Here is a 14,372-nt window from a genome sequence, read left to right on the forward strand (position 1 = left end):
CAGGCTTACTACCATGATTATTATCCCCGCCCGTCTCGCTTCCACCCGATTTCCCGAAAAAGTGCTCGCCGATATCGGCGGCTTGCCGATGGTGGTCCGCACCGCCAAGCGCGTTGAGGCTATCGACCGCGTCGTGGTCGCGTGCGACGACGAAAAAATCCTCGACATCTGCGCCGCGCACGGAATCGAAGCGCGCCTCACCTCGACGACCCACAAAAGCGGCACCGACCGGATCAACGAATGCGCCCAGATCCTCGACATTCCCGATGAAGAGCTGATCATCAACGTCCAGGCCGACGAGCCCTTCATCGAAACCGAAGTACTCGAACGGCTCTACGAGCGCCTCAACGCCCTCAAAGCCGCGAACGAACCGTTTGTCATGGCGAGCTGCTACAACGCGATCAATACCGAAACGGCCCAAGACCCCAACCTCGTCAAAGTGATCACCGACGTCCACCACAACGCGATCTATTTCTCCCGCAGCCCGATCCCTTTCAACCGCAGCGGGGAAGCCTCCTACTTCGGCCACATCGGCATCTACGGCTTTACCAAAAAAAGCCTGCACGACTTCTGCGCGCTGGGGGAGGCGCCGCTGGAGGACATCGAAAAGCTCGAGCAGCTCCGCGCCCTCTACCACGGCAAAAAAATATCGATGGTCAAAGTCGAGAGCACCGGGTTCGGGATCGATACGGTTGAAGACCTGGAGCGGGCGAAGAAGATTTTCGGAATCTAAACTCTCCATTTGCTACGCTGTTGCTACGCAGCAGGCGTACAATAATCGGATCGAATTGTTTTTAACAAGGAGCTTCCATGTCTCTCATCGAAATCTTCACCGATTACGTCCTCAACCGCAAAAGCCTCAAAGAATACGTCGAAGTGCGCAAAACGATCAACGAACGGGGCGAATTCAATGACGCGAAACTGATCCGCGCGCAGGAGATTCTCGAACGGCTTAAAGCCGAAGAGCCCGAAGTGTACGAGGGGATGTACGAAACGCTTGCCAAGGTCTACGCCCGCAACGCGGGACTGACGGTCGAATACCCCATCGAGTTCATTCGGCAGATTCTACGGATGTACCGCGGTCACGAAACCCCTACACAGGTATATGAAGAGTACAAACGGGTGCTCGAACACTACCACCACGACGTATAGCCCCCTCCCCCCATTGCGGCGGGAATGTTAAATCATTTAGAGGCCGCTTCGAACCGTTCTTTGATCTTCTTGTCCAAATCGGGTTTCAGCATCATGGCCCACTGTGCACTGATTTTCATGGCGTCAACGGCCAGAACGGGCATTTTATCAATCAGTTTTTTCCCTGAAGGTGTTTCATAAAACCGATTGACCTCTTTGATGTCTTCCAGCTCAAAGTGGTTGGAGTACATTACGACTATCATTTCTTCAAATTCGGGAAACCTTTCGGTGTAGACCGCTTTGATATCTTCAAGCATCCCCATTGCCAAATTCGGTGTCATCTTCACACCTTTAGCCTGAGTATCTTTAATCATCTGATGCCCCAATAAATCGATGATTTTAGACGAAGATTCGAGAACTTTCGTCGTCGTAAGCAATTTCTTGATCTCAGCACGTTTTTCTGGATCAACATCATCCGCAAAAATCGAAATCGAAAGACAGACCATCATGGCGAACATAGAAACCAATCGCATTTTTATCCTTTGTCAATTCAGAATGAAAAAATTATACCCAAATAGGGAATGGGATTTATTGTTAAATTTCAATGACGAAAAGAGTATTTTACACGATCGGATATGAACGCCTGTATGTATCGGATATGGAAACGTTAGAGGGAAAGCAGTTAAAAAAAAGAGTCCCCCGGAAAATCGGGGGAAAATATCGATTTAGATATTGTCGCGGATACCGAGTTCTGCGATAACTTTGTTGTAGCTCTCTTTGTTTGTGCGTTTGAGGTAACGCATCAAACGGCGGCGCTGACCGACGAGTTTCAAAAGACCAAGACGTGAAGAGTGGTCTTTTTTGAATGTTTTAAGGTGTTCTGTCAAAGTGTTGATGCGAGTCGTCAACAAAGCGATTTGTACTTCGCTTGAACCTGTGTCGCCTTCTTTTTTCTGGAACTGAGTGATAATCTGCGCTTTTTTCGCCGTATCCAAAGCCATAATAGCCTCCTGATGGGTATAAATATTACCTGTAATGGACGATTCCATAACAAGCAGGGTCGGAATTATACCTGAAATTTCCCTTTTTGCGGCAAAAACATCCTCTAATTATTTTTGGCTATAATACCCCTCAAATAGATGCGGAGGAACCTCTCGGATGCTGATGACCCGTGCCAGTGAATATGCCCTTCTTTCGCTCATCGTGCTGGCCAGGGCGCAGCGGGCGCTCGATGCCGACACCCTCTCGCGGGAGCTCGATATTTCGAAAAGCTTTCTGGCCAAGATTCTGCAGGCGCTTGCCCGAAAAGGGATCCTCAACTCCTACAAAGGGGTTAACGGGGGGTTTGAACTCGCCCGTCCCTGCGGCGAAATCACGGTTCTGGAGGTAATGGAAGCGGCCGAGGGGAAAAGCCCCGCGGTGTTCAGCTGTTCCCCTTCCGCCGATGACTGCCCTTCGAACAAGGCGACCACCTGTTCGCTCTGGCCGTTTCTCAACCGCCTCCAAAACAAAGTCGACGGCTTCCTGGGGACCCTGACCCTCGAAGCGATCCTGGAAGAGTAATCCTTGGCAAAAGCGAAAAACAAGACCCCCGACGTCAAAAGCGTCCTCTCGACCCTCTTTGCCTCACGCGACCTTTCGGTCGTCTTTTTCGTCATGGCGATCCTGGCGATCATCATCGTCCCGCTCCCCAGCGCCGTACTCGACCTGCTCCTCGCGGTCGTCATCGCGATGTCGGTGCTGATTTTGCTGATCTCGCTCTACATCCCCAAACCGACCGACCTGACGACCTTTCCGACCCTGCTGCTCATCATCACCCTCTTTCGTCTCGCCCTGAACATCGCGACGACGCGGATGATCCTCAGCCACGGGCACGAAGGGCCCGAAGCGGTCAGTGACATCATTACCAGTTTCGGTAATTTCGTCGTCGGCGGAAACTACGTCATCGGGATCATCATCTTCTGTATCCTGGTATTGATCAACTTCATGGTCATCACCAAAGGTTCGGGACGCGTCGCCGAAGTCGCAGCCCGCTTCACCCTCGATGCGATGCCCGGTAAACAGATGGCGATCGACGCCGACCTCAACAGCGGCCTGATCGACGAAGCCGAAGCCAAACGCCGCCGCGCCGAAATCCTGCAGGACGCGAACTTCTACGGGGCGATGGACGGTTCGAGCAAATTCATCAAAGGGGATGCGGTCGCGGGGATCATCATCACGCTGATCAACATCATCGGCGGCTTCCTGATCGGGATTTTCCAGTTCAACCTCGACGTCGCCTCCAGCGCCGAAACCTATACCCTCCTCACTATCGGGGACGGTCTGGTGTCGCAGGTCCCCGCGCTGATCATCTCCACCGCGACGGGTATCATGATCACCCGCGCTTCCAACGACGAAGGAAACTTTGCCGAAGGAAGCATCAAGCAGCTCATGGGCAATGCCCGCGTCATGATCATCGTCGGGTTCATCATGCTCGTATTCGCCGCCGTTCCGGGGCTTCCGACGCTGTCGCTCGGTTTTGTCGGAATCGTCTTTGCCGCGCTGGGATACGCCCTGCACAAGTACGAAAAAGGGGAACTCGTCCTCACCACCGCACCGGCCAAAAAACCGGGTGCCGCCCCCGGCGAAGAGGGAGCTCCCGCCGCGCCGCGCAAAAAGACCAACGAAGAGATCGCCAAAGAAGAGGAGGCGGCCCTCGAAGATATCCTCAAAATCGAGATGCTCGAGCTTACGCTGGGCTACCAGCTCATCCGCCTCGCCGACAGTGCGCAGGGGGGCGACCTGCTCGAGCGGATCCGCTCGATGCGGCGTAAAATCGCCTCGGATTTCGGCTTTTTAATGCCGCAGGTCCGTATCCGCGACAACCTCCACCTCAAGCCCAACCAGTATGAAATCCTCCTCAAAGGGGTCAATATCGGCGACGGGATCATCCAGCCCGACCGGTTCCTCGCGATGGACAGCGGGATGGCCGTGGGAGAAATCAAAGGGGAACCGACCAAAGAACCCGCCTTCGGGCTCGATGCGCTGTGGATCGCCCCCGAGCTCAAAGAAGACGCGATCATCAACGGCTATACCGTTGTCGACCCCGCCACGGTCATCTCGACTCACATGAGCGAGCTGATCAAGAAATACGCCGAGGAGCTTCTCACCCGCCAGGAAACCCAGGCGCTCATCGACAAGATCAAAAACGACTACCCGGTCGTGATCGACGACCTGCTCAAAGTGGCCAATATCGGTCTGATCCAGCGGGTTTTCAAAGCACTGCTTCACGAGCGGGTACCGCTCAAGGACATGATCACGATCCTCGAAACGATCGCCGACGTCTGCGAATACACCAAAAACGTCGAGATCATCACCGAACACGTCCGTTCCAAACTCTCGCGGATCATCACGCAGCAGTATGCCGGTTCGGACGGCATCATCCGGCTGCTGACGTTTGATACGATGAGCGAGCAGAAAATGCTCGAAAAAACAACCGAACGCGACGGGGTGCGCCAGCTGCTTCTCAATGTGGGCGAAATAAACAACCTCATCCAGGCAACCAGCGCCAAGGCGACCGAGCTTCTCCAAAAAGGGATTTCGCCGATCATCATCATCGTCGATCCCAAACTCCGCCGCCCGCTGGCCGAGATTTACGAGCGCTTCAGCCTCGACATCATCACCCTCTCGCATGCCGAAATCGACTCGAACGCGAAATTCGAAGTCCTCGGTTCCATTTCGATGGAATGACGGCACCGACAAAGACTTACCCTAAGGAACGTATTGAATGACTAAAACTTTTCACCACCTCTCCCACATCGATCTCGACGGCTACAGCTGCCAGCTTGTGATGGCCCAGACGCCGCACACGATGATCAGCTACAACGCCAATTACGGCGCCGAGGTGATGGACCGTCTCGAAGAGATCATCGAGAGCCTCAAAAAAAACAAGCAGGAAGCAACGATCCTGATCACCGACCTCAACCTTTATCCCGAAGAGGCCAAATGGCTTAACAATGAGGTAAACCGTCTCAACGACAACGGCTGGAACGTGACGATCACCCTCCTCGACCACCACGGCAGCGGCCGCGAAACGGCGGCGCAGTACCCCTGGTACTACCTCGACACCGAGCGTTGCGCGACAAAAATCACCTACGACTACGCCTGCGAACACTACGGACTCGAACGCGGCGGATGGCTCGAAGCCTTCGTCGCCGTCGTCAATGCGGTCGATCTGTGGAAACAGAACGAAGAGGCCGATTTCGAATACGGCAAGGTGTGTATGCGCCTCATCTCCGAAGCGCGTGAACTGAGCCGCGTCATGTTCGGCGACGAGGACCGCGCCTACAAACTCGCCCTCCTCGAACAGGCGGCACAGATGCGCGATCTCCCCAACGCCCCCATCGTTCTGGACGAAGCGCTCCACAAAATGAAAAAAGAGTTTTTCAAAGACGGCGTCGACAACACCCTTGATAACCTCTCGACCAAGTACATCGTCGCGCTGCTGGGGACCAAACGCTCGGTCATGACGATTTATTACAAAGGATGGCGCGGTTTTCTCAGCTACGGCCTGGGGAATACGTCGATCATCGGCAACGGCTTTTTGACCGAATACCCCGATTACGATTTCATCGTCGACGTCGGAACGCGCGGAACGATGAGCCTGCGCGGACATAACCGCGTCGACGTGGCCCAGATGGCCGGCGAATGGGTAGGCGGAGGGGGACACCCCAACGCCGCCGGAGGACGGATTCAGGGTTTCAAAGAACAATTCCGCTACGACAAGGTTAAACGCCAGATGGAAGATATGCTCGCCAACAAAGAGGCGATGCCTGGAAAATTGCCACATAAGATTGAAGAGTAACGTTACAAGGATTCAATCTTGATTCAAATCAACAGCCTCACCAAAAGCTACGGGGAGCGTATCCTCTTCGACAACCTCTCACTACGCCTCAACGCGGGGGACAAGGTCGGCTTCGTCGGCCGCAACGGAACCGGCAAATCGACGCTGTTTAAAATCATCCTCGGAGAAGAGCCCTATGACTCCGGCGAAGTGATCATCCCCAAAAACTACCGGATCGGGACGCTACGCCAGCATCTGCATTTCACCCACAAAAATGTGCGCGAGGAGTGCGCGTCGGCGCTCAGTGCCGACATGGCACACGAAGTCTACCGCGTCGAAAAGATCCTCTTCGGCCTGGGCTTTACGCAGGAGGATCTCGACAAGGACCCCCACAGTTTCTCCGGGGGGTACCAGATACGCCTCAACCTCGTCAAGCTCCTCGTCACCGAACCCAACCTTCTGCTGCTCGACGAACCGACCAACTACCTCGACATCGTCTCGCTCCGCTGGTTGGCCAGCTTCATCCGCAGTTTTGAGGGGGAAGTGATCCTCATCACCCACGACCGCGATTTCATGGATTCGGTCACGACCCACACGATGGGGCTGCGCCGCCGTAACATCAGCATCATCCGCGGCGGCACCCGCAAATACTACGACCTGATGGACCAGGAAGACGAACTCTATCTCAAGACCAAAGCCAACCACGACAAAAAGCGTGCCGAGCTCGAAGATTTCGTCGCCCGCAACAAAGCCCGCGCTTCGACCGCCACGCAGGCGCAGTCGAAACAAAAAGAGCTCGACAAAATGGGAATCATGGAGGATCTGGAGGGAGAAAAGAGCCTCGCATTCAGTTTCAGCTACGCCCCCACCCCCGCCAAGCTCGTCATGCAGGCCAAAGAGCTCTCTTTCGGCTACACCGAAAACGCCCCCCTCTTTCAGAACCTCTCGTTCGCCCTCGAAAAAGGGAAGCGCCTCGCCATCATCGGTAAAAACGGCAAAGGGAAATCGACGCTCCTCAACTGCCTCGCGGGACTGCTCACCCCAAGCGGCGAGGTCACGTTCCACCCCTCCACCGCCATCGCACATTTCGGCCAGACCAACATCGACCGCCTAGACAAGAACCATACGGTGACACAAGAGATCCAGAGCGCGGATGCGAGCATGAGCAACGTACGTATCCGTTCCATCTGCGGCACGATGATGTTCAGCGGCGACGATGCCGACAAAAAAATCTCCGTCCTCAGCGGGGGCGAACGGAGCCGCGTCATGCTCGGCAAAATCATCGCCACCCCCGCCAACCTCCTCTTTCTGGATGAGCCGACCAACCACCTCGATATGTACTCCATCGACGCTCTTACCGACGCGATCAAATCTTTCGAAGGTTCGGTCGTCCTCGTCACCCACTCGGAGATGATGCTCCGCGCCCTCGCCGACGCCCTCGTCATCTTCCGCGAAGGGAACGCCGAGTTCTTCGACGGCACGTACGATGAGTTTCTGGAGAAAATCGGCTGGGACGAGGAGCTCGACGATGCCCCCAAACCCGCCAAAGCGACCTCCAACACCAACAAAAAAGAGACCAAGCAGCAGCGCGCCGCCCTCGTGCAGGAGCGTTCCAAACTCCTCTCCCCTCTCAAAAAAGAGGTGGAAAAGTGCGAAAACACGATCATGGAGCTCGAAGAGAAGCTCAAAAACTCCCATGAGCTTCTAACGACCTATTCCAATCAGGGGGAGACCTCCAAACTCCTCGAACTCTCCAAGCAAGTCGGCGAAGACGAGAAGAAAATCGAGGAGCTGTTCGAGAAGCTCGAAACCGCGAGCGACGAAATCACCCGTATCGAAGCTGAATACGAGGCGAAGCTTGCCGAGCTCTAAAACCCGCCTCGACAAGCTCCTCGGCTCGCTGGGGTACTGCGCGCGCAAAGAGGTTGCCGTACTCCTCAAAGAAGAGGTAATCACCCATATCGAAAACCTTCCCCTGAAACCAGACACCAAGGTCTCCCATGAGGAGATCCTCTTCGAGAGCGAACCCCTCGATCCGCCGCAAGGGATGGTGATTTTGATGCACAAGCCCGTAGGCTACGTATGCAGCCACGACGATGGCGAAGGTCGGCTCGTCTACGACCTCCTCCCCCCGCGCTGGCGGCTACGCGATCCCAAAATCTCGACCGTCGGACGCCTCGACAAAGAGACATCCGGCCTGCTGCTCCTCACCGACGACGGCGCGCTGCTCCACCGCCTCACCTCCCCCAAACACAAAGTGCCCAAAGTGTACGAAGCGACGCTCGATAGAGCGCTCAAAGGGGACGAAGGAGAGATTTTCGCCTCGGGGACGCTGATCCTGAACGGCGAAAAAACCCCGTGCCTCCCTGCCAAACTCACCGTGATCGATGACACCCACGTCACGCTGGAGATCATCGAGGGGCGCTACCATCAGGTGCGCCGCATGTTCGCGGCGGTAGGGAATCATGTCACGGCACTGCACCGCTCCAGCTTCGGGAATCTGACGCTGGGGGATTTGAAGCCGGGGGAATATCAGGTTATCGATCCCTTGAATCTGGCAAAATCTTCCTGATCAAAGTTTAAGTCCCCTCAGCCTCAACGCATTCGCGATCACGGAGACCGAACTGAAACTCATCGCCGCAGCGGCGATCATGGGTGATAGGAGCAGCCCGAAAAAGGGATAAAGCACCCCCGCCGCGATCGGTATCCCCGCGGTGTTGTAGACGAAGGCGAAAAAGAGGTTCTCCCTGATGTTGCGCATCGTGGCTCGGCTGAGGCGGCGGGCGCGGACGATGCCGCGCAGGTCGCCGTGCACGAGGGTGATACCGGCACTCTCCATCGCGACGTCGGTCCCGCCCCCCATCGCGATCCCCACATGGGCCTGTGCGAGGGCTGGGGCGTCGTTGATCCCGTCCCCCGCCATCGCGACGATGCGCCCCTCGCGCTGGAGCTGCTCGACGATGCGCGCCTTCTCCTGCGGGAGCACTTCGGCGATCACCCGCTCTATTCCGAGCTGTGCGGCGACCGCCCCGGCGCTAAGGCGGCTGTCTCCGCTGAGCATCACAATCTCTACCCCCTCCTCATGCAGGGAGCGGATCGCCTCGGGGGTGTTCTCCTTGATCGGATCGGCAACCCCGACGATCCCCTCTGCACGTGAGTCGATCGCAATAAACATCACGCTCTGCCCCTCCTGCCGCAGACGATCCGCCGCTGCGGCCCAATCCAGCGGATCGATCCCCAGACGCTTCAGCAGCGTCAGGTTTCCGACCGCCACGCTGTGAGCGTCCACGCTTCCGACGGCCCCCTCCCCCGTGAACGACTCGAAACGCTCCGCAGCAGAGAGTTCCACCCCCCTCGCCTGCGCCCCCCGCACGATCGCTTCGGCCAGAGGGTGTTCGCTGGAGCGCTCCAGCGAGGCGGCCAGACGAAGGATGTCGTTCTCCTCCAGCCCCTCCCGGATGGCGAGGGAGACCAGCCGGGGTTTGCCCTCCGTCAGGGTTCCCGTCTTGTCGATGACGAGGGTGTTGACCTTTTCCATCGTCTCGAGGGCTTCGGCGTTTTTGATGAGGACGCCGTTGGTGGCCCCTTTTCCGGTTCCCACCATGATCGATATGGGGGTCGCCAGTCCCAGCGCGCAGGGGCACGCGATGATGAGGACGGCCACCGCATTGATCACCGCGTACGCGAGGCTGGGTTCAGGACCCCACAGAGTCCAGACGACGAACGCCGCGAGGGCGGTGACGACGACGGCGGGGACGAAAACCCCCGCCACGGCATCGGCTACGTTCTGGATCGGGGCGCGGGAGCGCTGCGCCTGCGACACCATCGCGACGATCTGGGAGAGGAGGGTTTCGCTCCCGACTTTTTCGGCCCGCATAATGAAACTGCCGTTGCCGTTGAGGGTCGCGCCGATCACGCGCTCTCCGGCTTTTTTGGAAAGGGGAATCGGCTCGCCGCTCACCATCGACTCATCGACGTAGCTCTCCCCCTCCTCCACGACGCCGTCCACCGGGATCTTCTCGCCGGGGCGGACCCGCAGACGGTCCCCGACCTGCACCATCCGCAGATCGATCTCTTCTTCGCTCCCCCCGTCCCGTACGATCCGCGCCGTTGTGGGCACCAGAGCGAGCAGCAGCCGGATCGCCTCGTTGGTGCGGCTGCGGGCGCGCGCTTCGAGCACCTGCCCCAGCAGCACCAGCGCCGTGATGACCGCCGCGGCTTCGAAATAGACGGGAATAACCCCGTGCATCGTCATATGCGGGGGAAAGATGCCGGGGAAGATCACCGCTACGGCGCTGTAAATCCATGCCGTAGCGATCCCCATCGCAATGAGGGTGAACATGTTGAAGTTGCGGGTGCGCAGCGATTGGATGCCGCGGGTAAAAAAGCTCCACCCGCCCCACCATACGACGGGCGCCGAGAGGATCAGTTCACACCACTGGCGGACTCTGGGGTCGATCAGAGCGTTAAACGTCCCGGGCCACATCTCCGATCCCATCGCGCTGATGAAAACGGCCAGAGCCAGTACGGCGCTCACCCGCAATCGGCGTGTCAGCTCTTTTTCTTCGCCGTTTTCCTCATCCAAACGCACCTCTTTTGGTTCCAGCGCCATCCCGCATTTTGGACAGGTTCCGGGCCCTTCCTGCTCGATTTCGGGGTGCATAGGGCAAGTGTAAAGCGTGTGATCGATTGTGCAGCTGTGATCGGGGCATGCGGCGGGGTTCGCAGTGGGATGCAGATAGGTTTCAGGATGCCCGGTAAATTTCATACGGCACGATTCGGAACAAAAATAGTAATGCGTTCCGTCCCTCTGCGCCTGATAGGGGGTGGATTCGGAGACCTCCATCCCGCAGACGATGTCTTTTGCCATCTTGTCCCCCTTTCGTTGATTTGGAAAACTTATACATTTACCTCGATTTCATACCATTGTAGCACTTTTACGCGCCGCGCAATACGAACCGTATGTTAATATCGGTACAATGGCACATACTATTTTCGGAGCGATAAACCGTTTGGAAGCGCATCTCTCAGCCGTCCGTATCGTCCATGAAAACGACCGTTTCGTCGTCGCCGCCAAGCCGGAGGGGGTCAATTTCCACTCCGAAGAGGAGGCGGGATTCGTCGTTCGCTTGAGCGAGCAGCTGGGCCAGTCCCTCTTTAGCGTCCACCGTCTCGACAAAATGACCTCTGGGCTGCTGATACTCGCCAAAAGTCCCGAAGCGGCGGCGGAGTTCACCCGTATGTTCGAGTCCAGAGAAATCGAGAAATACTACCTCGCCATCAGCACCCGCAAACCGAAGAAAAAACAGGGGTGGGTCAAAGGGGACATGGGCAAGGCGCGCCGGGGGGACTACAAGCTCCTCACGACGATGACCAACCCTGCGATCACCCAGTTCATCAGCGCCTCGCTCCGCCCCAACGAGCGGGTTTTCCTCGTCAAGCCCCATACGGGCAAAACCCACCAGATCCGCGTCGCCCTCAAATCGCTCGGCTCACCCTGTGCTGGCGACGAGCGCTACGCCGCCGCCGATGATGCCCGTAAAGAAGATCGGGGCTATCTGCACGCCTACGCGCTGCGCTTTACGTTCGGAGGTGAGGAGTTTTCGTTCGTCCTCCCCCCAGAGGAAGGGGAGCGGTTTACGAGTGCGGAGATAAAAGAGCGATTAAGCCAATGGAGCGAACCGTGGAACCTCTTTTGAACCGACTGATCGACACACCGCTGGGATCGATGATCGCTGCCACCGACGGCGATGCGATCGTCTCGCTCGATTTCGCCGATGAGGCACCAGACTTCCCAAACTCCGATCATCCCCTGCTGCTGCGCCTCGAAAAAGAGCTGGGGGAGTATTTCGCAGGCAAGCGGCGCACCTTTGACCTTCCCCTCGCCCCCCGCGGGACGCCGTTTCAGCTCGCGGTTTGGGAGAGGCTGCGAACGATCCCTTACGGTGAAACGATCTCGTATGCACAAGAGGCCGAAAGACTCGGCAACCCCAAAGCGGTCCGCGCCGTGGCCAGCGCCAACGGCCGCAACCCGATCAGCATCCTCATCCCCTGCCACCGCGTCATCGCCACGGGAGGCGGGCTGGGCGGATACAGCGGCGGCGTGGAGAAAAAAGCATTTCTCCTAGCGCTGGAACGGCATCCAAAATCACGGTAAAATACTCCAAACCCTACAAGGAGCATCCATGATGCGTCTCTCTACCCTATTTGCCGGCGTGTTGCTCGCCTCATCCCTCGATGCAGGCGAATTTACCCTCCGCAGCCACGACCTCGCCGGACAACTGACCAAAACACAGGAGTTTTCGGGCTTCGGCTGCGACGGGAAAAACATCTCTCCCGAACTCCACTGGAGCGACGCCCCCAAAGGGACCAAGAGCTTCGCGGTGACCGTCTACGATCCCGACGCCCCTACGGGGAGCGGATGGTGGCACTGGGTCGTTTTTAACATCCCCGCCTCCGTGACCTCCCTCCCCGCCGATTTCGGCAACACGGCGAAAAAACAGCCCATCAGCGCGGTGCAGAGTATCACCGACTTCGGCAAAACCGGATTCGGCGGCGCCTGCCCCCCCGTCGGCGACCGTCCCCACCGCTACATGTTCACCGTCCATGCCCTGAACGTCGATCATCTCGATCTGGACGAAAAAGCCTCTCCCGCCCTCGTAGGATACATGCTGACGATGCACACGATCGCCAAATCGACCCTCGTGTCGTATTACGGCCGCTGATCCGGTACTACTGGATGATTCCTCGTTCCGAACGTCCTCGTTTGGAATGCAAATAGACACTCTTAAGCTGGAGGTTGGGAGCGAGACAAAATTCACGGATAAAGAGATTATAAGTATAAAAAGTGAAGATTCAATCTAACAAATCAGTGGAGTCAATCAAAAACCCAAAGGGAGCTTTTGATTGCTCATTTTAAACATTAGAATGACAAGGATATATAATGAGCACGTGTTCCAATTGTACTTTTCTTCTTAACTTCCGAGGTAGCCCTTTCAGTATGCCTGATGGTATTCTTACTCGCTGTGGCAAAGAGTCACGGGCACTGGAAGGTGATTGGCCCCCTCCCATTAATCAGCCGGAAGTTGAATCATGTTCCTTATTTATCCCTTATGATTCTACAAGGCCAAAATGGGAATGGGATGAAAAAAAGAACAAGATAAATTCTGAAAAACATGGCATCGATTTCAATGAGGCAGTACAAGCTTGTGATGCTGATCCAAAAGCACTTCGAATCCCAGCACCAAAACCAGATACACAATGGGAAAAGCTTGAGGGATTGAACTTTGACGAGCTTGGCATTGATAAGAATAAAGGTAATCTTGACCCGGTACGAGATTGGTATTTATTCTCACATTGGGATAAAGTGTGGAAAATGGTAACTACTCTAAGAGGAGAACAGGGCTTAATGACTCAACGAATTATATCGGTTCATCGTGCAAAGCCAGATGAAGAAGAATTGTACAAAACAGGGTTTCAATAGATAATAACAATTCCCCTCATCCCCAACGTCCTCATTGGGAACGCAGATAGACACTCCCAAGCTGGAGCTTGGGAGTGAGACAATCATGGTGTACAGCTCCATTAAAGCCGTTTGACTGATTTATTATCCATCCCGCGCTACACTTCCATCCATCAAACTGACAAAGGCATATTCTCATGACCCAAATTATCATTTTTATCGTGGTCGCGCTCCTCTTTTACTGGCTCTCGCGGGGGTTTGCCAAAAACAGCGAAACCTATTCGAAAAAACAGTTTTCGGGGTTCAAACTGACCAAAGAATCGCTGGCCTACAGTGAACTTGGGCTTTTTACCGCGCTGTGCGCCAAAGTGGCCAAGGCGGACGGGCGGATCGACGAGCTCGAGGCCGAGCTGATCGGCAACATGTTCACCGATATCAGCGCCCTCTTCCCCGATCCCACCCGGACCAAAACCCTTCTCAAGGAGATCTTCGAGGAAGAGAAAAACGCCCCGCACAACCTCGACCGGGTCGCTCAGGCGCTTTATGATGCGCTGAAAAACGAACCGCACAAACGCCAGAAGATGGTGGAGTTTCTGGTCAACCTCACCTACATCGACGGCACCCTCAGCCAGAGCGAAGAGGAGATGCTCAAGCGGATCGGCTACTATATGGGGTTCAGCGAAGCCGATATGGGATCGATGATGGAGCGTTTCAGTTCCTACCACCGCCACAGCGTCAAAGAGAGTTCGATCGATCAGGCGTATGCGCTGCTGGGGATCACCGCCGCAGCTTCCGACGGCGAAGTGAAAAAGGCGTACCGCTCTCTGGTGCGCGAATACCATCCCGACATCATCAAATCCCAGGGGGCGTCGGACGAGTATCTCAAAGAAGCGACCGAAAAGGTCCAGGAGATCAACGCCGCGTACGAGACGATCAAAAAAGCGCGGGGGATGTAGC

15 protein-coding genes are annotated in these 14,372 nt (G+C 56.1%); 12 read left to right on the top strand and 3 right to left on the bottom strand.

Features of this window, described 5'->3' with window-relative positions:
• Positions 1 to 13 precede the first annotated feature (13 nt).
• Positions 14 to 733, top strand: a complete 720-nt coding sequence (gene kdsB / locus E0765_RS06615) for a 3-deoxy-manno-octulosonate cytidylyltransferase (protein ID WP_132812433.1) — start codon at positions 14 to 16, stop codon at positions 731 to 733.
• Positions 734 to 810: 77 nt separating this feature from the next.
• Positions 811 to 1,152, top strand: coding sequence for a hypothetical protein (locus tag E0765_RS06620; protein WP_132812434.1), 342 nt, complete (start codon positions 811 to 813; stop codon positions 1,150 to 1,152).
• A gap of 32 nt (positions 1,153 to 1,184) precedes the next feature.
• On the opposite strand, the gene E0765_RS06625 is transcribed toward E0765_RS06620, so the two are convergent.
• Entirely contained in the window at positions 1,185 to 1,664 is a 480-nt protein-coding gene (locus E0765_RS06625) for a DUF2059 domain-containing protein (RefSeq protein WP_132812435.1), read from the bottom strand.
• A gap of 192 nt (positions 1,665 to 1,856) precedes the next feature.
• Positions 1,857 to 2,132: a 30S ribosomal protein S15 gene (rpsO, locus tag E0765_RS06630; protein ID WP_132812436.1), complete on the bottom strand. Its 276-nt coding sequence runs from the start codon at positions 2,130 to 2,132 to the stop codon at positions 1,857 to 1,859.
• Between the two features lie 157 nt (positions 2,133 to 2,289).
• On the opposite strand from rpsO, the gene E0765_RS06635 reads away from it, so the two are divergent.
• Genes E0765_RS06635 through E0765_RS06655 form a run of 5 tightly spaced genes read left to right on the top strand, consistent with a single transcriptional unit; the run spans position 2,290 to position 8,525 of the window.
• On the top strand, positions 2,290 to 2,694 hold the full coding sequence (locus E0765_RS06635) for an Rrf2 family transcriptional regulator (RefSeq protein ID WP_132812437.1): 405 nt from the start codon (positions 2,290 to 2,292) through the stop codon (positions 2,692 to 2,694).
• Positions 2,695 to 2,697: 3 nt separating this feature from the next.
• Positions 2,698 to 4,860, top strand: coding sequence for a flagellar biosynthesis protein FlhA (gene flhA / locus E0765_RS06640; RefSeq protein ID WP_132812438.1), 2,163 nt, complete (start codon positions 2,698 to 2,700; stop codon positions 4,858 to 4,860).
• A gap of 37 nt (positions 4,861 to 4,897) precedes the next feature.
• Entirely contained in the window at positions 4,898 to 5,974 is a 1,077-nt protein-coding gene (locus E0765_RS06645; RefSeq protein WP_132812439.1) for a DHH family phosphoesterase, read from the top strand.
• 18 nt (positions 5,975 to 5,992) lie between these two features.
• Complete coding sequence (locus E0765_RS06650) at positions 5,993 to 7,825, top strand: ABC-F family ATP-binding cassette domain-containing protein (RefSeq protein WP_132812440.1); 1,833 nt, start codon at positions 5,993 to 5,995, stop codon at positions 7,823 to 7,825.
• Positions 7,812 to 8,525 (top strand): pseudouridine synthase, encoded by a 714-nt coding sequence (locus tag E0765_RS06655; RefSeq protein ID WP_132812441.1) that lies wholly within the window; start codon positions 7,812 to 7,814, stop codon positions 8,523 to 8,525. The genes E0765_RS06650 and E0765_RS06655 overlap by 14 nt, the downstream gene beginning before the upstream one ends.
• Here E0765_RS06655 and E0765_RS06660 read toward each other — a convergent pair whose 3' ends face one another.
• Positions 8,526 to 10,823 carry a heavy metal translocating P-type ATPase gene (locus tag E0765_RS06660; RefSeq protein WP_132812442.1) on the bottom strand — a complete coding sequence of 766 codons (2,298 nt, stop codon included), beginning with the start codon at positions 10,821 to 10,823 and terminating at the stop codon, positions 8,526 to 8,528.
• A gap of 109 nt (positions 10,824 to 10,932) precedes the next feature.
• Here E0765_RS06660 and E0765_RS06665 point away from each other — a divergent pair, with 109 nt between their 5' ends.
• From E0765_RS06665 to E0765_RS06685, 5 genes are all read left to right on the top strand, one after another.
• A complete protein-coding gene (locus E0765_RS06665; protein WP_132812443.1) occupies positions 10,933 to 11,652 on the top strand; it encodes a TIGR01621 family pseudouridine synthase in 720 nt (239 codons plus the stop codon).
• Positions 11,637 to 12,110: a methylated-DNA--[protein]-cysteine S-methyltransferase gene (locus E0765_RS06670; RefSeq protein WP_305000481.1), complete on the top strand. Its 474-nt coding sequence runs from the start codon at positions 11,637 to 11,639 to the stop codon at positions 12,108 to 12,110. Before E0765_RS06665 ends, E0765_RS06670 begins: the two co-directional genes overlap by 16 nt.
• 31 nt (positions 12,111 to 12,141) lie before the next feature.
• On the top strand, positions 12,142 to 12,678 hold the full coding sequence (locus E0765_RS06675; RefSeq protein ID WP_132812505.1) for a YbhB/YbcL family Raf kinase inhibitor-like protein: 537 nt from the start codon (positions 12,142 to 12,144) through the stop codon (positions 12,676 to 12,678).
• A 275-nt stretch (positions 12,679 to 12,953) separates the two neighbouring features.
• The gene (locus E0765_RS06680) at positions 12,954 to 13,436 is read left to right on the top strand and encodes a BrnT family toxin (protein ID WP_165921699.1); all 483 of its coding nucleotides are present in this window, start codon (positions 12,954 to 12,956) and stop codon (positions 13,434 to 13,436) included.
• A gap of 176 nt (positions 13,437 to 13,612) precedes the next feature.
• Entirely contained in the window at positions 13,613 to 14,371 is a 759-nt protein-coding gene (locus tag E0765_RS06685) for a TerB family tellurite resistance protein (protein ID WP_132812446.1), read from the top strand.
• Position 14,372 lies beyond the last annotated feature (1 nt).

It is taken from the genome of Sulfuricurvum sp. IAE1, from assembly GCF_004347735.1.
Lineage (GTDB): Bacteria > Campylobacterota > Campylobacteria > Campylobacterales > Sulfurimonadaceae > Sulfuricurvum.

Bases quoted from the DNA above. Each gene is read 5' to 3' on its own strand.
- kdsB (WP_132812433.1), top strand. From the start codon at position 14: ATGATTATTATCCCCGCCCGTCTCGCTTCCACCCGATTTCCCGAAAAA.
- E0765_RS06620 (WP_132812434.1), top strand. From the start codon at position 811: ATGTCTCTCATCGAAATCTTCACCGATTACGTCCTCAACCGCAAAAGC.
- E0765_RS06625 (WP_132812435.1), bottom strand. From the start codon at position 1,664: ATGCGATTGGTTTCTATGTTCGCCATGATGGTCTGTCTTTCGATTTCG.
- rpsO (WP_132812436.1), bottom strand. From the start codon at position 2,132: ATGGCTTTGGATACGGCGAAAAAAGCGCAGATTATCACTCAGTTCCAG.
- E0765_RS06635 (WP_132812437.1), top strand. From the start codon at position 2,290: ATGCTGATGACCCGTGCCAGTGAATATGCCCTTCTTTCGCTCATCGTG.
- E0765_RS06645 (WP_132812439.1), top strand. From the start codon at position 4,898: ATGACTAAAACTTTTCACCACCTCTCCCACATCGATCTCGACGGCTAC.
- E0765_RS06660 (WP_132812442.1), bottom strand. From the start codon at position 10,823: ATGGCAAAAGACATCGTCTGCGGGATGGAGGTCTCCGAATCCACCCCC.
- E0765_RS06665 (WP_132812443.1), top strand. From the start codon at position 10,933: ATGGCACATACTATTTTCGGAGCGATAAACCGTTTGGAAGCGCATCTC.
- E0765_RS06675 (WP_132812505.1), top strand. From the start codon at position 12,142: ATGCGTCTCTCTACCCTATTTGCCGGCGTGTTGCTCGCCTCATCCCTC.
- E0765_RS06680 (WP_165921699.1), top strand. From the start codon at position 12,954: ATGCCTGATGGTATTCTTACTCGCTGTGGCAAAGAGTCACGGGCACTG.
- E0765_RS06685 (WP_132812446.1), top strand. From the start codon at position 13,613: ATGACCCAAATTATCATTTTTATCGTGGTCGCGCTCCTCTTTTACTGG.